Source organism: Bacillus sp. ES1-5 (assembly GCF_022487605.1).
In the GTDB taxonomy this organism is placed as follows: Bacteria; Bacillota; Bacilli; order Bacillales; family Bacillaceae_G; genus Bacillus_A; species Bacillus_A wiedmannii.
Genome location: NZ_JAKVPU010000002.1, coordinates 331,510 through 349,495, shown reverse-complemented (window position 1 = coordinate 349,495; position 17,986 = coordinate 331,510). Strand labels below are relative to the sequence as shown.

Sequence of the window (17,986 nt, the reverse complement as noted above, 5' to 3'; positions counted from 1 at the left end):
CTACTTCTTATCCATTAGCAAGTAAGTAATCCATTTATTTTCAAAACGAATTTTTTCTTATTCTACAGAGAAGATGAACGAATACACCGGTTGGTTTCCAGCATGTACTTCTACTTCTGCATCTTCAAAATTCTCTTCTACAAATTCAACTAACTCAGCTACTTCTTCGTCAGTTGCATCTTCACCTTGTAGAATCGTTACAATTTCAGAATCTTCATCAATAAGTGCTTCTAGTAATTGCTTTGCAGCTCCTACTTTTGCAGCATTTGTTGATACGATTTTTCCATCTGCAATACACATGAAATCATCTTTTTGAATTGCTACACCATCAATTTCCGTATCACGTACAGCATACGTAATTTGACCGGTTTTCACATGAGATAAAGCTTCTTTCATGTTTTCTTCATTCTCTTCTAACGTTCCAACTGGATTAAATGCTAACATTGCAGCCATACCTTGAGGAACTGTTTTCGAACGAACTACAATCACTTCTTGATCAACAACTGACGCTGCTTGTTCTGCTGCCATCACGATATTTCCGTTGTTCGGTAAAATAATGATTTTTTCAGCGTTCGCTTCTTCAATCGCCTTCACAATATCCTCCGTACTTGGATTCATCGTTTGGCCACCCTCGATCACTTTCGTCGCGCCAATGCTCTCAAATAAAGTTTTGATACCAGATCCCATAGCTACAGTTACGATACCGTACGGTTGTTTCTCTTTAGACTGGCTAGTCGGCTCAGGCATCATAGTAGGCTCATCTAATAAAGCAGTATGCTGTTCACGCATATTTTCTACTTTAATCTTAATTAAACTACCATAACGTTGTCCATAATTCATAGGATCTCCAGGATGTTCCGCATGAATATGAACCTTAACAACCTCATCATCTGATACAACAAGTAGTGAATCTCCGTACACACTAATATCTTCACGGAATTTTTGTTCAGAGAAATTATGTTCTTTCATTTTTTCAGGCTCTAATTTCACCATGAATTCCGTACAATATCCATACTTAATATCTTCTGTACTCAATTGGCTTTGTACACTACGGTGATGTTCTGCGCGTACCATGTCATTCATAGATGGTTGGGCAGACACATTCGAAGAAATCGTTTCTCCTTTTAAGTCAGCTAAAAATCCTTCGTATACAACAACAAGACCTTTACCACCGCTATCTACAACGCCAACTTGTTTTAATACAGGTAATAAATCTGGCGTACGATTTAACGATGCATTCGCTTCTTTCACAACGTCTTCCATAAACAAAACAAAGTCGCGCTGTTTTTTCGCAACTGTCACTGCATATTTACCCGTTTCTCTTGCAACCGTTAAAATCGTTCCTTCAATCGGTTTCATAACCGCTTTGTAAGCCGCTTCTACCCCAGCATCTAAAGCTGCAGCAAAATCGACTGTTGTTAATTCTTCTTTTTGTTCAATGGATTTAGAGAAACCACGGAATAACTGAGATAAAATAACACCAGAGTTACCACGAGCTCCCATTAATAATCCTTTGGCTAAACTTACGCCGACTTTACCAGCATGCTGTGAAGGATTCGCTTTCACTTCACGTGCGCCTGAAGTCATTGATAAGTTCATGTTTGTACCGGTATCGCCATCTGGAACTGGAAATACGTTTAATGCATCAACAAGCTGAACATTATTTGTTAAATTATTCGCTCCTTGCATGATCATTTGTGATAAACGTTTCCCATCAATTTTTTGAATTGACACAGATTTTCCTCCTTAATGCACATTACAAGTTTATTACTTTAACTCCTTGTACGTAGATGTTTACAGAATCTACTGCTAGTCCTACAGTTTGATCTAATGTATATTTCACTTTCGTCTGCACGTTATGTGCTACTTCTGAAATTTTCGTACCATAGCTCACAATAATATACATATCAATATGTACTTCATCTTCATCTTTACGAACAATAACACCTCTAGTGAAGTTTTCTTTTCGTAAAATGTCTGTTAAACCATCTTTTAACTGATTTTTTGATGCCATACCTACGATACCGTAGCAATCTACTGCGGCACCTCCAGCAATTGTTGCAATTACATCTGTACTAATATCAATTTGACCATACTTTGTTTTAATTTCAATTGACATCTCGTTTCCCCCTTCATAAATGGTGAAAGTGAGCTAGACTACTTTAGTTACTATCATATAATCTTTTTAAAGAAAATTCCATCGTTCTTTCTTTTCACTCTCATATTTTATGTTTTAAATCACATTTTTTATGATGAGCAAAATAGTCCATTGTTATTATACAACATGTACCACTATAATATGTCAAGCAATTTTTCTTGATTTCGGCTTTTCATCATCGACATATGGTGTCAAGTAATTTTTCTTGATTTCTTTTTTCTACGGTGTTGCATTCTCTTTTTAGTTGTGTTAAATTATAGTAGTGTTTTTAGCATCGCAAAAAAGACTAACATTGAAAAATTACGTATGGTAAGGTATCAAGGGAGGGAAATATAAATGGCTCGTGTTTGTGCAATCACTGGAAGAAAAGCTCGTTCTGGTAACTCTCGTTCTCACGCAATGAACGCTACAAAACGTAAATGGGGCGCTAACCTTCAAAAAGTTCGCGTACGCATCGACGGAAAAGTTCAACGTGTTTACGTTTCTGCTAGAGCATTAAAATCTGGCAAAATCGAACGTGTTTAATAATAAAAAAAAGAGCCGATAGGCTCTTTTTTTACTATAAAAATGGAAAAAGCACCGGTAATAGGTGCTTTTTTTAATCTTTTTTGAAGGTATTTAACATGGCACGAACAATTCCACCAAGAAATTTAGGTAACTTAATTGTATAAAATCTCATGGTTTCCCTCCTAATCCCCATTACTCCACTTGTTCACTATATGATGTAAGGAGCAAAATTGTTTCTTTAATCAGTGCTTCTTATCACCATTAATATGCCAGAAGTAAATGAAAAAGTACCTTTTTCCTCAACGAGTTCATTACTAATACAAAGTGTTGATCCCCATTCTATTGTTTTATTAGTTAGAGGATACTTAAAACCAAGTAATGTAATCCCTTCTACTATTTCAGTAACCGGCACAAAAGATACATAAGGGAAATTTTTATTTTCTTCAATTATATGTGTCCCCACTTTTTTCACGCTTATTTCATTTTTATTGTCTACAATACACATTTCTATCCCTACTTCTAACCCTCTTAAAAGCATCTGTATATTTGCTAAACCGTGATCCAGCCTTCCACCGGTGGCACCAAAAATACGAATCAATGTCGGATTTTGTTCCAACGCCCAGTTAATCGCAATTTCTAAATCTGTTTGATCTTTTTCACGAGGAACAATATGTAAGTCATTTGTTTGCTGGCCCATCCATACTAATTCCTCTTCAGTAACTGAATCGTAATCTCCAAACGCAACAGCTGGAGTAATTCCTCCTTTTAATAAACGATATACTCCTCTATCAACTGCCGCCCATACTACTTTCTCATTTTCATATCGAGAAAAATCTGCACAATATTCCGCAGGTCCACCCGCTAAAATATGAATAATCATGTTTCCTTCCCCTTCTATTGTAAAAAGGCAATCTGCCATCCGGTAGATTGCCTTTTTACATATTTTTTCTCTATCCTTTATAAATAGTGAAAACTTACTACACTAGAAGTTTCACTGGGATAAAGACTCGTTCATTCATTATCCACGAATGACACGAATTGCTTCACCGCGGTCTTTTTGATTGTATACTGCTGATCCAGCTACAAGTACATTTGCTCCTGCTTCAACACAAAGTCTTGCTGTTTCAGCATTTACACCACCATCAACTTCAATTTCTACTTCTAGATTGCGCTCTTTAACCATTTCTGCCACTTGTTTAATTTTCGGTAATACAGAATGAATAAACTTCTGTCCACCAAATCCTGGGTTTACTGTCATAAGTAATACCATATCTATATCTTCTAATACATGCTCAATCGTTGAAACTGGCGTATGCGGATTTAATACAACTCCCGCTTTAATGCCATGAGATTTAATTAACTGAATTGTACGATGCAGATGAGGGCAAGCTTCTACATGAACAGTAATAATATCCGCTCCCGCTTTTGCGAAAGTCGGGATATAGTTATCAGGATTTTCAATCATTAAATGTACATCTAATGGTAACGATGTAATCGGACGGATAGCTTCTACAATTAATGGTCCAATCGTAATATTTGGTACGAAATGTCCATCCATTACATCGATGTGAATGTAATCCGCTCCGCCTTTTTCTACATCTTTAATCTCTTCCCCTAATTTTGAAAAATCTGCTGATAAGATCGATGGTGCAATTTTAATCATAACTAATACCTCGGCTTTCTCTCTCTAATTTCTTCTACGAATTGTTTGTAATTTTTATAACGATATTCTGTAATTTTTCCTTCTTCAACCGCTGTCTTCACAGCACATTTCGGTTCAGAAAGATGTGTACACCCTCTAAATTTACAGTATTGGCTCGCTTCTTTCAACTCCGGAAAACAATATGTAAGATCTTCTACCTCTATATCTATGAAATCAAGTGAACTAAAACCAGGTGTATCTGCAACTAGCCCGCTTCCAACCGCAATTAATTCCACGTGTCTTGTCGTATGTTTCCCGCGTCCTAAATGCGAGGAAATATCATTCGTTTTCAGTTCTAACTCTGGACGTAAAACGTTAAGCATAGAAGATTTTCCAACACCAGATTGCCCTGCAACGACAGAAATACAACCTTCTAAGAATGGTTTTAAAATATCAATACTTTCCGATGTATTTATAGAAGTAAATAATACATCATATCCCATCTCACGATAGTCATTTGCATAAGATTCAACAGTCTCTCTCATTTTTTCATCCACTAAATCCATCTTACTAATGCAAATAATCGGCTTAATGTTATGATATTCAATCAGCACTAAAAATCGATCTAATAGTCCCGGATTAAAATCTGGTTCTACTGCAGAGAAAACGAGAATTGCTTGATCAACATTAGCGATAGGAGGCCTAACAAGTTCATTTTTTCGATCAAATACTTCAAGCACATATCCTTCAGTTGGATTATCTGCTTGAAAAACAACTTGGTCTCCTACCAGTGGTGTAATTTTATTTTTTCTGAACACACCACGCCCGCGACATTGTGTAATCCCTTCTTCATGCTGCACATAATAAAATCCACTTAGAGCTTTTACAATTTTTCCTTCTGGCATATAATTCTCCTTTATTTTGTATAAAGTGAAGCTGTCATTAATATTGAATGGTTTAAAATTCTTTAAATACTTATTTCAAAACCCGTCATATACAAGTTAATATATTTAATCTACCATCAAACTTAAAATATTATTTATAACAGTATCACTTTTATAACTTTTTGAATCATATATTTTTGCCTGTTATACAGTCCACTATATGTAGACAGCATAACAGGCAAGAGTAATACATTCCATCCCCTCTAGAAAGAAAATGGAAGTCATTATTATTGAGTTGGGTATGGTACTTCTTTGTCGATAATCGTTACACCATCTCGTACAATTTTATAGTGTCCTTTTGTACCTTCTTGAATTACAAATTCTAAAGAAATAGTTGCCGACTCTGAAATTGTTCTAGTTTCAATTGGTCTATCCATTTTTTGTTGCATATCTTCTTTATAAATTTCTATTGTTTGCGGTTTTTTCTCACCAATTATAGAAGACTCATACGGAATAGAAATATTATCCACTTTCACTGTTTTCGTTACTTTCGGCTTAGGCCCCTCTGAGATGATAATCGTCACTTTATCTCCTTCTTTTAACGGCGTTCCTGGTTTTGGAGATTGCGAAATTACAAGTCCTTTATCAACAGTATCGGAATACTCCCGTTTTATATCTGGAGTTAGTTTTCTCTCATTCAAATAACCATTTACGCTATTTTCAGTCCATCCTGAAAAATCACCTGGTCTAATTTGATAAGGACCTTTACTTACCCAAATTTTCAGTTCTTGTTCCGCCTCTACTACCATTTGATCAGGCGTCGGAATTTGCACTACGATTTCACCTTTTGGCCTATCATTTTCAATATAATTTATTGTAACTTGTTTATATTTTTCTTCTAATTCATTCCTTATACTCTCAAAATCTTTTCCTGTGAGATCGCTCATCTTACTTTTCTTTTTTCCGCCTGATTGATAGATAGTAATTTTAGAGTTTTCTTTCACGACTCTACCTGCCACAGGATCTGTTTTTATCACATCACCGGATTCAACATCATCTGTATATACAATTTTAGGTTCCGTAACCTCAAAACCCTTTTCAACTAATTTATTTACTGCTGTCGTATACTTCATACCAGCCACATCAGGGACTTTTACATCTTTTGGAATAAAGAATCCCGGAATAACAGTAAGCGCTAACGTTATTCCAATTGCTAAAAGTAAAAATGTCGTAATTAAAACTTTGATCCATTTGTTACTTCGTTTTTTCTTCTTATTTAATTCCGTTTCTTCTTTTCTTTTCTGTTCATCCACTTTACTTCCTTTTAAAACAATTGTTTCATCAGTTACATTTTCAAATAATTGTTCTTGTTGAATAATAGGAATCGCTTTTGTCGCTTCCATATCTTCCGGTATGTAAAATGGCTGCTCATTTATCCTCTCTGGATATAGCGCAGTTTCAATATCTCGTTTCATCGCATTGGCAGATTGATATCGGTGAAACGGATCTTTCGCAGTTGCCTTTAATATAATATTTTCGACACTTTGCGGAATATTTTCATTCCATCTCTTTGGAGACGGAATTTCACTTTGTAAATGTTTTAAAGCTATAGCAACAGCAGATTCGCCAGAAAACGGTTGTCTTCCTGTTAACAACTCAAACATAACGATCCCTAGGGAATAAATATCTGATTGTTTATTTGCTATCCCGCCGCGTGCTTGTTCTGGTGATAAGTAATGCACCGAACCGAGTACCGAATTTGTATGTGTAATTGTTGTTGCACTTGTAGCTGTCGCAATTCCAAAATCTGTTACTTTTATTACTCCATCAGCTCGAATTAAAATATTGTGCGGTTTAATATCACGGTGCACAATTTCAAAATGATGGGCGTGTGCCATGGCTGATGTTAACTGCTCCATAATATCAAGAGCTTCTCCTATAGGTAACATCCCTCGCTCAATTATGTATTGCTTCAATGTTTGTCCTGGTACATACTCCATTACAAGATAATATATACCATCTTCTTCTCCGACATCATACATATTCACAATATTTGGATGCGACAACGTTGTAACAGACTGCGCTTCTCGATGGAAACGTTTAATAAACTCTTCGTTATTTGAATAGTCGAGTCTTAATATTTTTACCGCTACATCTCGGCCAAGTATATCATCATGAGCTAAATACACATTGGCCATTCCACCACCACCAATCATTTTTAGCAGCTTATAACGGTCATTTAAGCGTTTTCCAATCAGCACGTTGCACTTCACCTACTTTCGTTTGTCGAACCCGCATAATCAATAAGAACAAGGGTGATATTATCTTCCCCGCCACGATCATTCGCCAATTGAATGAGACGTTGTCCCTTAGTTTCAAGCTGTTCATTTAACTGTAAAATTTGTTGCATATCAGCAATAGAAACTTTGTTAGATAACCCATCAGAGCAAAGAAGTAACTGATCATCTTCCTCAAGCACCAATGTTTTAACATCTAATCCGACTTTTTCTTCTGTTCCTAATGCCCTTAACAAAACATTCTTTTTCGGGTGATATTCTGCGTCTTCTTTTGAAATTTCACCATGTCTCACAAGTTCATTTACAAGTGAGTGATCTTCCGTTACAAGCGAGATTTCTCCCTCTGATACCATATAACAACGACTATCTCCTATATGACCTATTGTCACAAAGTTTGGCGTACAAATCGCTATTATAAGTGTTGTTCCCATACCATTACATTCTACATGTTGCTTAGAGTACTCATATATACGCTCATTAATAATCCCAACACTCGTATGTAACCACTCTTCTACTTTTTTGGGTTCATTCATATTATGCGTTTGCTTCCAATAATCATGGAATAATTGAATGGTCATCGAGCTAGCTACATCACCAGCTCGATGACCTCCCATTCCATCTGCTACTACCGCTAAAATATTTCCATCTAAATTGTGAAAAACTCCCGCACTATCTTCATTATGTTGACGAACTTTTCCTTTATCTGATAGAAACACGGCTTTCATCTCGTCACCTCGTCTCTTCTTTACGCTCCTTCGCACGTAACTGACCGCAGGCTGCATCAATATCATGACCTTGTTCACGGCGAATTGTTACATTCACTCCACGATCTTTTAACGTTTTTTCAAATAAGAAAATTTGTTCACGTGGGGTACGTACATAATCACGTTCAGGTACGTAGTTTACCGGAATTAAGTTTACATGACATTTTACACCTTTTAAAAGCGCAGCAAGTTCTTCAGCTTGCTCAACTTGGTCATTTTCTCCTCCAAATAAGCCATATTCAAACGTAATACGACGCCCTGTTCTATTTACATAGTATTTAACAGCTTCCATTAAGTCTGGTAGCTTATAAGCACGGTTAATCGGCATTAATTTTGAACGTAACTCTGTATTTGCAGAATGCAATGAAATCGCAAAATTAATTTGCATATCTTCTTCAGCGAACTTATAAATTTTTGGAACAATTCCACTTGTTGAAACTGTCATATGTCTTGCACCAATATGAATTCCTTTTTCATGGTTTACAATGCGTAAGAATGACATTAAGTTGTCGTAATTATCAAACGGCTCTCCAATTCCCATAACAACAAGCGAACTTACACGTTCTTCTGTTTCATCAAGTGCACGTTGCACTTCTACTACTTGCGCTACAATCTCTCCAGCCTCTAAGTTTCGTTTTAACCCACCAAGTGTAGATGCACAGAACGTACAACCGATACGGCATCCGACCTGTGTTGTTACACAAATAGAATTTCCATATTCATGTCGCATTAACACTGTTTCAATAGAATAACCATCATATAATTGGAATAAGAATTTAATTGTTCCATCAGAAGATGTTTGTTTTACCAATGTATTTAAAGTAGTAATATCAAAGGAATTCGACAATTTATCGCGTAATCCTTTAGAAAGATTCGACATGTCGTCATAATTTTTTACACGTTTTTTATATAGCCAATCAAAGATTTGTCCTGCACGGAATTTAGGTTCTCCTTGTTCCTTTAACCAATCTTGCATTTCATGAAGTTGTAAAGAATAAATTGATGGTTTTTTCGTTTCTAGATTTTTCTTTTGTTTTCTCACAGTCGTTTCCACGATGCTACACCTTCTTCCTTAAACAAGCAATATAAAAGCCATCTGTTGCAAAATAATGCGGTAAAATTCGTACTTGACCTTCATCAATATACGGATTTAACTTTTCTGGCATGCGATCTTTTATCGTAGTATCCCATTCAAATTCAGGATGCTCTTGTAAAAATTGCTTTATTACTTGTTCATTTTCTATTTTTTCTATTGTGCACGTACTATAAACAAGGCGACCACCTTGCTTTAACAACGGTGCTATTTTTTCTAGTATTGCAAGTTGAATCGTCGATAATCTTTCACTATCGCCTTTATTTTTCCCTAACTTAATATCAGGTTTACGTCTAATCACACCAAATCCAGAACATGGTGCATCTACTAATATTTTATCAAATGTTTCATTCGCAAAGTGTTCTTGCACTTTTCTAGCATCTAGTGCTTTTGTTTCGACATTTTCTAGACCAAGTCGCTCTGCTTGTTGTTTAATTAAACGTACTTTGTGTGCATGTAAATCAAGAGACATAACTTGACCTGTTCCTTTTAATCGCTCTGCAATGTGCGTTGTTTTTCCGCCTGGAGCAGCACAACTATCAAGAACTACATCTCCCTCATTCGGTTCTAAAGCGCGTGCTACAAGCATAGAACTTTCATCTTGAATAGAAAGAAAACCTTTTTTGAACGCATCTGTATGCGCTACATTCCCTCTTTCAATTTGAATCGCATCCTCTGATAAATCGCCGCGCTTCGCTTCTATACCTTCACTAGCCAATAGCTCAATTGCTTCTTCTACTGTTATTTTATCCACATTTACACGCGCTGTTGGTACTGGGGGTAACATGTTTACTTCACACATCTTCTCTGCTGTCTCTAAACCATATTCAGAAGCCCAGTCTTGCACAAGCCACATTGGATGACTTGTTGCGATTGCCAAACGTTCTACTGGATCCTTGATTTCATCTACAGAAGGTACCCCTTCTCTCTGAATCGAACGTAATACACCGTTTACCATACCAGCAATCCCTTTATGCCCGCGACGCTTTGCAATCTCAACTGCTTCATGAATAGCCGCTCTTTCAGGCACTCGGTCTAAATAAATCATTTGGTATAAAGATAAGCGAAGTAATACTCTTACCCACGCCTCAACCTTCTTTTTTAAAAAAGGCTGTAAATAATAATCTAATGTGTCACGACGTTGAATCGTTCCATATACAATTTCAGTTAACAAACCAATATCTTTTCTATCAATTGCATTTTTTTCAATTAGATTATTTAAAAGTAAGTTACTGTATGCACCACTTTTTTCTACTTGAATTAAGCCATCAAGAGCTAATTCACGAACATTTTGTCTCATGCATTTTCTCCTAACTTCGTTCCAATTTCAGGTTTTGTGCCACGTAAAAATTGCGAACAACTCATACGTTTTTTACCAGAAGGTTGCAATTCAGTGATTTTAACAGCTGTCTCATTCCCTGTTGCAACAACAAATCCATCTTCTTCAAGAGCTACTATTGTACCTGGTTCAGCTTTCTCTGTAATAGAGACCTTCTCTCCCCACCATACTTTAATAACTTGTCCTGCCAAAGTCGTATAAGCAACTGGCCATGGATTCAATCCGCGAATGTGATTGTATACTTCTTCACCTGTTTTTGTCCAATCAATTTTCTCTTGCTCACGTTTTATATTATATGCAAACGTTACTTCTTCTTCGTTTTGTTTAATTGGTTCTAACTTACCTTGGATTAATAAAGGTACTGTTTTAGATAGAAGGTGTGCCCCTGCTTCACTTAACTTATCGAATAAAGAGCCTGTCGTTTCACGCTCTTCAATCTCCACTTCTACTTGCGTTAAGATATCACCAGCATCCAATTTCTCTACCATATACATAATTGTAATACCCGTTTTTTCTTTACCTTCCATAATTGCATAATGGATTGGTGCACCACCACGAAGTTCAGGTAGTAAAGACGCGTGGACGTTAATACATCCATACTTCGGTGCTTCTAAAATTTCATTTGGTACAATCTGACCGAAAGCAGCTGTTACAATTAAATCTGGCTCTAATGCCAAGACTTGTTCATATTCGTCTTTTTCACGAATTCTTAACGGTTGTAACACCGGAATACCATGTTTTTCTGCTTCAACTTTAACAGGTGTAGGTGTTAATACTTTTTTTCTACCTACCGGACGATCAGGCTGCGTCACAACACCTATTACATCATAGCCATCTTCTATAAGACGACGAAGCACCGGCACTGAAAAGTCCGGTGTTCCCATAAATACTACTTTTATCATTAAAAAACCGCTCCTTTTAATACCTATTCTAATTCGTTTTCCTCATAATATCTTGTCACTTTCGATGTAAATAACACACCGTGTAAATGATCGATTTCATGTTGAATGGCACGTGCTAAAAATCCTTCTGCTTCTAGTAAAAATACTTTACCTCTGCGGTTTTGCGCACGTACTTTAATGTAATCCGCACGTTCCACTTCACCATAAAGTCCCGGGAAGCTTAGACAACCTTCGGGACCTACTTGTTCACCACGTTTTTCTAGTATCGATGGATTGATTAACTCGATTTTCCCCGTATCATCATCGATATCAACTACCGCTACTTGCAAGCTTACACCTACTTGAGGCGCAGCTAAACCGACTCCGTCCGCAATTAACATTGTTTCATGCATATCTTTCAACAATTTCACTAACTTTTTATCAAAGTTAATTACTCTTTCGCATGGTGTTTCTAACACTTCATTTGGATGCTTTACTATTTCTAAAACTGCCATATTTCCCTCCGCTACATTAACATTGTTGGATTAAAATCAATTGAGATTTGTAGCTCTTTTTGCATTTCTGCTTGATAATGTTCATTTACCATTTTGAGCACGTTCTTTAAGTTTGGTTCCCGTTTGTATTTTATCATGCATTGATAACGATATCTATCTTTTATCCTTGGAATTGCTGAAGCAACCGGTCCTAACACCATCGCTTGCTGCGTGCAGTGCGCCCGTAAATGACCGACAATTTTTCCCGTCACTTGCACTGCCTTTAATAATTCTGGATGAGATACTGTTACAAGTACAACATAGTAATACGGTGGATATTGTCTTGTTCGTCTCATTTGCATTTCTTGGTCAAAAAACACATCATAATGTTGGTTCTTTGCTAACTCTATACTGTAATGTTCTGGCGTATACGTTTGAATTATAACTTCCCCTGGCAATTCATGTCTGCCTGCTCGTCCACTTACTTGCGTCAATAACTGATACGTCTTTTCACTCGCTCGAAAATCAGGTAAGTGAAGCATCGTATCTGCAGTTAAAACCCCGACAAGCGTTACTTTAGGAAAATCTAATCCTTTCGCAATCATTTGTGTTCCAAGTAGTATATCTGCTTTTTCTTCCCCGAACGCCTTTAATAATTTTTCATGCATTCCTTTGCGACTTGTCGTATCTACATCCATTCGAATGACTCGTGCCTCTGGAAATAGTTTTGTAATTTCTTCCTCTACCTTTTGTGTACCTGTACCAAAGAAACGAATATATGTACTTTGACAAGCAGGACACGCAGTCGGCATATTCTCTTCGTGACTGCAGTAATGACATTTTAAACGATGGTTCATTTTATGATATGTCAGCGAGATATCACAATGCGGACATTGTACAACATACCCACAATCACGGCACATAACAAATGTAGAATGACCTCTTCTATTTAAAAAGAGCACCATCTGTTCTTTCTTTTCTAATCGATCTGCTATTTTTTCATGCAATGCTTTCGAAAACATGGAACGATTCCCGTCACGAAGTTCCTCACGCATATCAACAATCTCTACTGTTGGTAAAGCTTGTTTATTCATACGTTTTTCCATCGTTAGTAATTCATACACACCTTTTTTCGCTCTTGCAAACGATTCAAGTGTCGGTGTTGCACTACCAAGAACGATAGGACATTTATGATATTGTCCCCTCCACACAGCTACATCCCTTGCATGATACCTCGGATTATCTTCTTGCTTATAGCTCGATTCGTGCTCCTCATCAATAATAATAATCCCTAAATTTTCAAAAGGTGCAAATACGGCTGAACGTGCACCAACTACAACCTTCACTTCTTTTCTTAAAATCTTACGCCATTCATCATATTTTTCTCCAACAGACAGCGCACTATGAAGAACCGCAACTTGCGAGCCAAATCTACCTTTAAAACGATCTACCATTTGAGGCGTTAGTGCAATTTCAGGAACAAGCACAATAGCTTCTTTCCCTTTCGCAAGCACCGCTGCTATAGATTGTAAATATACTTCTGTTTTTCCGCTTCCTGTAACACCATATAGTAAAAATGGATTGTAAGTTTCATTTGTAATTGATGATAAAATCGGTGTAATAACTTGCTTTTGTTCCTCCGTAAGTGGGAATGGTTTCGTTTGTTCAAAATCATCATCGTCATACGGATTTCGGTACACTTCCACATACTTTTCTGAAATTAGCCCCTTTTTAACAAGTGCTTTAATCGGAGCGTCTGTTATTTGCAACTCTTCTGTTATTACTTTCAACGGCACACTTTTATAATTTTCCACAAAATAATAGAGTACATCTTGTTGTTTTTTACTTTTCAGTTCAAATGCTGCTAATTCCAATTTATCTTCTGACAACTCCGGTTGAACGACTCTTTGTTTCTTCTTTTGCACTTTATCTTTTACCTGATAAACAACTTCAATCGTGCCATTTTTAATTTCTTGTTGAATCGTGCGGTATAGATGCGGCTGCGTCTCAATCGCTTCCCAATCTATCGCCTCTTTGTCCTGAAATAAAAACAGTAATTCAGGTGCTACTTCTTCTTGTTTACGAAGTTGTAGACGCTTTTTATACGTAGCTTTTATCGCCGTTGGAAGCATGACTTGAAAGGCTGAAATCATATAACATAATGTTTCGCTTGTAAGCCAATATCCAAGCTTTAATAATTCCTCGTTTAAAACTGGTGTTACATCTAATATTTCATGGATTGTCTTTAGCTTCTTACTTTCTACTTCAGCCGAATCTTTGATTCCAATAATAAATCCTTGCAATTTCCTTGGGCCAAATGGAACTACTACACGCATGCCTGTCTGGACAATATCTTCCCACTTTTTAGGGATAATATAATCAAATGGTCGATCTGTCTGACGTGCAGGTACATCAACAATTACACTTGCAAATTTCATAGACGATCATCTTCTAACATCATTTCAATTTGCTTTAATATTTCACGAGCAACCTCTTTCTTCGTTAAAAGCGGTAACTCGATAACTTCTCCATCTTTTCTATACATTGTTACAATGTTTGTATCTGTACCAAATCCAGCTCCTTGTGCCTTTACATCGTTCGCAACAATCATATTCGCATTTTTCTCACGTAATTTTTTTGTTGCGTATTCCTCTACCTTTGTCGTTTCAGCCGCAAAACCGATAAGTAACTGTTTATCTTTCATCTCACCTAACGTTTTTAAAATATCTACTGTTCTCTCGAGTTCGATTACAGCATCACCATTTTTCTTTTTCATTTTATTATCATGAACATATTTCGGGCGATAATCTGCCACTGCTGCTGTTTTAATGACAACATCTACGTTTTGATACTGTTGCAGAACTACTTCTAACATATCTTGTGCAGATTCCACTTGTACCGTATTTACATGTAATGGTGGGTTTAATGCTGTCGGTCCCGAAACAAGTATGACATCAGCACCTAAGTTCGCTGCCACTTCCGCAATTGCATATCCCATTTTCCCAGAAGAAAAATTGGTCATAAAACGCACTGGATCAATCTTTTCACGAGTTGGGCCAGCAGTTATTAATATTTTTTTTCCTTGCAATGGTTTTTGTTCTGAAAAAGCCTCTTCTAACCGTGCAATAATTGCTTCCGGTTCTTCTAGTCTTCCCTTCGCAACATAACCACACGCTAAAAAACCTTCTCCAGGCTCAATAAATGTATATCCTAACGTTTTTAACGTCATCATATTTTTTTGTACAATTTTGTTTTCATACATATGCACATTCATAGCAGGTGCAATCCACACTGGGGCTGTAGTAGCTAACAAAGTAGTTGTAATCATATCGTCTGCAATACCACCAGCTAACTTCCCAATACAATTGGCAGTAGCAGGTGCAACAAGTACTACATCTGCCCAATCAGCTAAATCGATATGTGCAATAACAGCCGAGTCTTTCTCATCGAATGTATCTGTATATACGTCATGGCGAGAAAGTGCTTGAAATGTAAGAGGCGTAACAAACTTCATTGCAGACTCACTCATCATTACTTTTACAATAGCACCAGCTTGTGTCAATTTACTAGTTAACGCAGCCGCTTTAAAGACCGCAATGCCTCCTGTTACACATAGAAGTATCTTTTTCCCTTTTAGCATATGGCTCGTCCTCTTTCTTTTTCAAACTTATAATACTGAAACAGAATTCCCAGCTCATCAGTACCAATATTTCTTCCCTATCGTAAAAAAATAACAACCTACTTGTAAATAGGTTGTTACCGTTACATAGAAAATTATAAAGTCTATGTTTTAATTTGTCGAAAAGAATGTCTTAATCGATGATTTTGTCTTCGCTTGGTACATATTTTAATACTTCTGCATCGATTTCTTCTAATGATTTACCTACACATTTATGAGAAACAGGTTGCTCGATAACACAGTTATCAGCAAGTTGCATTTCACGCGCACGCTTTGCAGCTACTGTTACAAGTGTATATTTAGAATCGATTTTTGTTAATAATGAATCAATTGATGGATTTAACATAATTATAGACCCTCCGTCATTTCTTTATAATATTTTGCTACTCTTTCGCGGCGGCAATGTTCACCAACCACAATTGCTTTAATTCTTTCACAAGCTAATTCAACTTGATCGTTTTCTACAACATAGTCGTAAGCGTCCATCATTTCGATTTCTTCTTTCGCTACCGTTAAACGATTTTCAATAACATCTTCAGTTTCTGTACCACGGCCGACAATACGGTTCTTTAGTTCAGATAAACTTGGAGGTGCTAAGAAAATAAATACACCTTCTGGGAAAGCTTTCTTAACTTGAATTGCTCCTTGCACTTCAATTTCTAAGAATACATCTTTTCCTTCTTGTAATGTTTTTTCAACATAGTCAATCGGTGTTCCGTAATAATTACCTACGAACTCAGCCCACTCAAGTAATTTTTCATTACGAATCATTTCCTCAAACTCTTCTCTCTCTTTAAAGAAATAATCCACACCATCTACTTCACCTTCACGTGGCTTACGTGTCGTTACTGAAATGGAGTACTGAAAACGTGTATCCTCATGACTAAACAGCTCTTTTCGAACCGTTCCTTTACCAACCCCAGAAGGTCCTGAAAGAACGATGAGCAATCCTCTTCTGCTTCTCATAAATATGTAAAACCTACCCTTCCTCACTTAAATCTTCTTTATTATTCAAACGATGTGCAATCGTCTCTGGCTGAATTGGACTTAATACCACATGCCCATCATCCATAACAATAACCGCCCTTGTTTTTCTCCCATACGTAGCATCAAGCAAAGCATTATGTTCGCGTGCTTCCTGTACTGTTCGTTTAATAGGAGCTGACTCCGGACTTACAATAGCAATAATTCGATGAGCAGATACAATATTTCCGTATCCAATATTTAAAAACCGCATGGCCATAGTTTGCGCCTCCTAGTAAGTCTATCCGATTTCTCCACCACGTATAACTTTATATATTTTTTGAAAGCTACTCAATATTTTGTACTTGTTCACGAATTTTTTCAAGGTTATTTTTCATTTCTACAACATATTTTGAAATTGTTAAGTCATTTGCCTTAGAACCAATCGTATTAATTTCTCTATGCATCTCTTGCACGATGAAATCCATTTTCCTTCCAACAGGCTCTTCAATCTGCAGTGTTTCACGAAATTGCTCTAAATGACTTTGCAAACGAACTAACTCTTCGTGAATATCACAACGCTCTGCAAAGATTGCGACTTCTGTTAACAATCTTTGTTCATCTAGATCTTGATTATGTAATTCTTTTAAGCGATTTTCTAATCGTTCACGATATTTTTGTGTAACAATTGGTACATGCGGAATAATTGCATTTACACAATTGTGAATCTCTTGTAAACGATACGCTATATCTTTATGTAATCGTTCTCCTTCGCCATCTCTCATCGTTTTTAACATATGAGCAGCTTGGCGAACAGCCTCATATAAACCGTTCTCAAATTGTTCATTTACATTTTCTACTTCTTCAATCGCTGTTACTTCTGGCATTTCCATTAATTGCTGAAGTGTAATAGAATCTTGTAATTGAAATTTTCCTTTTATATCTTCCATAATCGATTGGTACTGCTCAAGAAGCGACCAATTCACACTTAATTTTCTTTCAACAAGCCCTTCACCCGTTATACTAATAGACACTTCAATGCGTCCACGCCGAACTTGTTCTGCAATTATTTTACGAATTTTGTCTTCAAATATCATCATTTGCTTCGGAAGTCGAATACTCATCTCTAGAAAACGGTGGTTCACCGATTTCATTTCTACTGTAATTTGAAAAGTATCATTTTCTACTTTTGATCTTCCAAATCCTGTCATACTACAAATCATTTTTATCACATCCAAGCCATGAAATAACTCAATGAAAAAGGTAATAGAGACAAGGCTCTACT

At 36.6% G+C, this 17,986-nt stretch carries 19 protein-coding genes; 1 reads left to right on the top strand and 18 read right to left on the bottom strand.

Features of this window, described 5'->3' with window-relative positions:
- Positions 1–57: 57 nt before the first annotated feature.
- Positions 58–1,734 (bottom strand): DAK2 domain-containing protein, encoded by a 1,677-nt coding sequence (locus MKO96_RS11605; RefSeq protein ID WP_076539722.1) that lies wholly within the window; start codon positions 1,732–1,734, stop codon positions 58–60.
- A 22-nt stretch (positions 1,735–1,756) separates the two neighbouring features.
- The gene (locus MKO96_RS11600) at positions 1,757–2,119 is read right to left on the bottom strand and encodes an Asp23/Gls24 family envelope stress response protein (RefSeq protein ID WP_000021109.1); all 363 of its coding nucleotides are present in this window, start codon (positions 2,117–2,119) and stop codon (positions 1,757–1,759) included.
- A gap of 375 nt (positions 2,120–2,494) precedes the next feature.
- Between MKO96_RS11600 and rpmB the strand changes: the two genes are divergently transcribed.
- Complete coding sequence (rpmB, locus tag MKO96_RS11595; RefSeq protein ID WP_000124776.1) at positions 2,495–2,683, top strand: 50S ribosomal protein L28; 189 nt, start codon at positions 2,495–2,497, stop codon at positions 2,681–2,683.
- A gap of 73 nt (positions 2,684–2,756) precedes the next feature.
- On the opposite strand, the gene spoVM is transcribed toward rpmB, so the two are convergent.
- The 16 genes from spoVM to MKO96_RS11515 all read right to left on the bottom strand — a co-directional run bounded on the left by spoVM (position 2,757) and on the right by MKO96_RS11515 (position 17,924).
- Positions 2,757–2,837, bottom strand: a complete 81-nt coding sequence (spoVM, locus tag MKO96_RS11590) for a stage V sporulation protein SpoVM (RefSeq protein ID WP_001213599.1) — start codon at positions 2,835–2,837, stop codon at positions 2,757–2,759.
- A 66-nt stretch (positions 2,838–2,903) separates the two neighbouring features.
- Positions 2,904–3,584: a thiamine diphosphokinase gene (locus tag MKO96_RS11585; protein WP_060488423.1), complete on the bottom strand. Its 681-nt coding sequence runs from the start codon at positions 3,582–3,584 to the stop codon at positions 2,904–2,906.
- A 99-nt stretch (positions 3,585–3,683) separates the two neighbouring features.
- On the bottom strand, positions 3,684–4,328 hold the full coding sequence (gene rpe, locus MKO96_RS11580) for a ribulose-phosphate 3-epimerase (RefSeq protein ID WP_087981668.1): 645 nt from the start codon (positions 4,326–4,328) through the stop codon (positions 3,684–3,686).
- A 2-nt stretch (positions 4,329–4,330) separates the two neighbouring features.
- Positions 4,331–5,212 carry a ribosome small subunit-dependent GTPase A gene (gene rsgA / locus MKO96_RS11575; protein WP_001113945.1) on the bottom strand — a complete coding sequence of 294 codons (882 nt, stop codon included), beginning with the start codon at positions 5,210–5,212 and terminating at the stop codon, positions 4,331–4,333.
- 266 nt (positions 5,213–5,478) lie between these two features.
- Positions 5,479–7,452, bottom strand: a complete 1,974-nt coding sequence (gene prkC, locus MKO96_RS11570; protein ID WP_240587513.1) for a serine/threonine protein kinase PrkC — start codon at positions 7,450–7,452, stop codon at positions 5,479–5,481.
- An 8-nt stretch (positions 7,453–7,460) separates the two neighbouring features.
- Positions 7,461–8,213, bottom strand: a complete 753-nt coding sequence (locus MKO96_RS11565; RefSeq protein ID WP_000648694.1) for a Stp1/IreP family PP2C-type Ser/Thr phosphatase — start codon at positions 8,211–8,213, stop codon at positions 7,461–7,463.
- 4 nt (positions 8,214–8,217) lie between these two features.
- Positions 8,218–9,306 carry a dual-specificity RNA methyltransferase RlmN gene (rlmN, locus tag MKO96_RS11560; protein ID WP_000450539.1) on the bottom strand — a complete coding sequence of 363 codons (1,089 nt, stop codon included), beginning with the start codon at positions 9,304–9,306 and terminating at the stop codon, positions 8,218–8,220.
- Between the two features lie 4 nt (positions 9,307–9,310).
- Positions 9,311–10,645, bottom strand: coding sequence for a 16S rRNA (cytosine(967)-C(5))-methyltransferase RsmB (gene rsmB, locus MKO96_RS11555; protein WP_087981670.1), 1,335 nt, complete (start codon positions 10,643–10,645; stop codon positions 9,311–9,313).
- Complete coding sequence (gene fmt, locus MKO96_RS11550) at positions 10,642–11,586, bottom strand: methionyl-tRNA formyltransferase (RefSeq protein ID WP_098274668.1); 945 nt, start codon at positions 11,584–11,586, stop codon at positions 10,642–10,644. The genes rsmB and fmt overlap by 4 nt, the downstream gene beginning before the upstream one ends.
- A 23-nt stretch (positions 11,587–11,609) precedes the next feature.
- Positions 11,610–12,080 carry a peptide deformylase gene (gene def / locus MKO96_RS11545; RefSeq protein ID WP_061678221.1) on the bottom strand — a complete coding sequence of 157 codons (471 nt, stop codon included), beginning with the start codon at positions 12,078–12,080 and terminating at the stop codon, positions 11,610–11,612.
- An 11-nt stretch (positions 12,081–12,091) separates the two neighbouring features.
- Entirely contained in the window at positions 12,092–14,497 is a 2,406-nt protein-coding gene (priA, locus tag MKO96_RS11540) for a primosomal protein N' (RefSeq protein ID WP_240587512.1), read from the bottom strand.
- Positions 14,494–15,699, bottom strand: coding sequence for a bifunctional phosphopantothenoylcysteine decarboxylase/phosphopantothenate--cysteine ligase CoaBC (gene coaBC, locus MKO96_RS11535; protein WP_000911721.1), 1,206 nt, complete (start codon positions 15,697–15,699; stop codon positions 14,494–14,496). Before coaBC ends, priA begins: the two co-directional genes overlap by 4 nt.
- Before the next feature lie 172 nt (positions 15,700–15,871).
- The gene (gene rpoZ, locus MKO96_RS11530; protein ID WP_000933964.1) at positions 15,872–16,084 is read right to left on the bottom strand and encodes a DNA-directed RNA polymerase subunit omega; all 213 of its coding nucleotides are present in this window, start codon (positions 16,082–16,084) and stop codon (positions 15,872–15,874) included.
- Positions 16,085–16,086: 2 nt separating this feature from the next.
- The gene (gene gmk / locus MKO96_RS11525) at positions 16,087–16,704 is read right to left on the bottom strand and encodes a guanylate kinase (RefSeq protein WP_001257740.1); all 618 of its coding nucleotides are present in this window, start codon (positions 16,702–16,704) and stop codon (positions 16,087–16,089) included.
- Positions 16,705–16,717: 13 nt separating this feature from the next.
- Positions 16,718–16,981 (bottom strand): extracellular matrix/biofilm regulator RemA, encoded by a 264-nt coding sequence (gene remA / locus MKO96_RS11520; protein ID WP_001251456.1) that lies wholly within the window; start codon positions 16,979–16,981, stop codon positions 16,718–16,720.
- Between the two features lie 67 nt (positions 16,982–17,048).
- Positions 17,049–17,924 (bottom strand): YicC/YloC family endoribonuclease, encoded by an 876-nt coding sequence (locus tag MKO96_RS11515; protein ID WP_087981674.1) that lies wholly within the window; start codon positions 17,922–17,924, stop codon positions 17,049–17,051.
- Positions 17,925–17,986 lie beyond the last annotated feature (62 nt).

Bases quoted from the DNA above. Each gene is read 5' to 3' on its own strand.
- fmt (WP_098274668.1), bottom strand. From the start codon at position 11,586: ATGATAAAAGTAGTATTTATGGGAACACCGGACTTTTCAGTGCCGGTG.
- spoVM (WP_001213599.1), bottom strand. From the start codon at position 2,837: ATGAGATTTTATACAATTAAGTTACCTAAATTTCTTGGTGGAATTGTT.
- MKO96_RS11565 (WP_000648694.1), bottom strand. From the start codon at position 8,213: ATGAAAGCCGTGTTTCTATCAGATAAAGGAAAAGTTCGTCAACATAAT.
- MKO96_RS11585 (WP_060488423.1), bottom strand. From the start codon at position 3,584: ATGGCAGATTGCCTTTTTACAATAGAAGGGGAAGGAAACATGATTATT.
- rpoZ (WP_000933964.1), bottom strand. From the start codon at position 16,084: ATGTTAAATCCATCAATTGATTCATTATTAACAAAAATCGATTCTAAA.
- remA (WP_001251456.1), bottom strand. From the start codon at position 16,981: ATGGCCATGCGGTTTTTAAATATTGGATACGGAAATATTGTATCTGCT.
- rsgA (WP_001113945.1), bottom strand. From the start codon at position 5,212: ATGCCAGAAGGAAAAATTGTAAAAGCTCTAAGTGGATTTTATTATGTG.
- coaBC (WP_000911721.1), bottom strand. From the start codon at position 15,699: ATGCTAAAAGGGAAAAAGATACTTCTATGTGTAACAGGAGGCATTGCG.
- rpe (WP_087981668.1), bottom strand. From the start codon at position 4,328: ATGATTAAAATTGCACCATCGATCTTATCAGCAGATTTTTCAAAATTA.
- MKO96_RS11600 (WP_000021109.1), bottom strand. From the start codon at position 2,119: ATGTCAATTGAAATTAAAACAAAGTATGGTCAAATTGATATTAGTACA.
- gmk (WP_001257740.1), bottom strand. From the start codon at position 16,704: ATGAGAAGCAGAAGAGGATTGCTCATCGTTCTTTCAGGACCTTCTGGG.
- rpmB (WP_000124776.1), top strand. From the start codon at position 2,495: ATGGCTCGTGTTTGTGCAATCACTGGAAGAAAAGCTCGTTCTGGTAAC.
- priA (WP_240587512.1), bottom strand. From the start codon at position 14,497: ATGAAATTTGCAAGTGTAATTGTTGATGTACCTGCACGTCAGACAGAT.
- MKO96_RS11515 (WP_087981674.1), bottom strand. From the start codon at position 17,924: ATGATTTGTAGTATGACAGGATTTGGAAGATCAAAAGTAGAAAATGAT.
- rsmB (WP_087981670.1), bottom strand. From the start codon at position 10,645: ATGAGACAAAATGTTCGTGAATTAGCTCTTGATGGCTTAATTCAAGTA.
- def (WP_061678221.1), bottom strand. From the start codon at position 12,080: ATGGCAGTTTTAGAAATAGTAAAGCATCCAAATGAAGTGTTAGAAACA.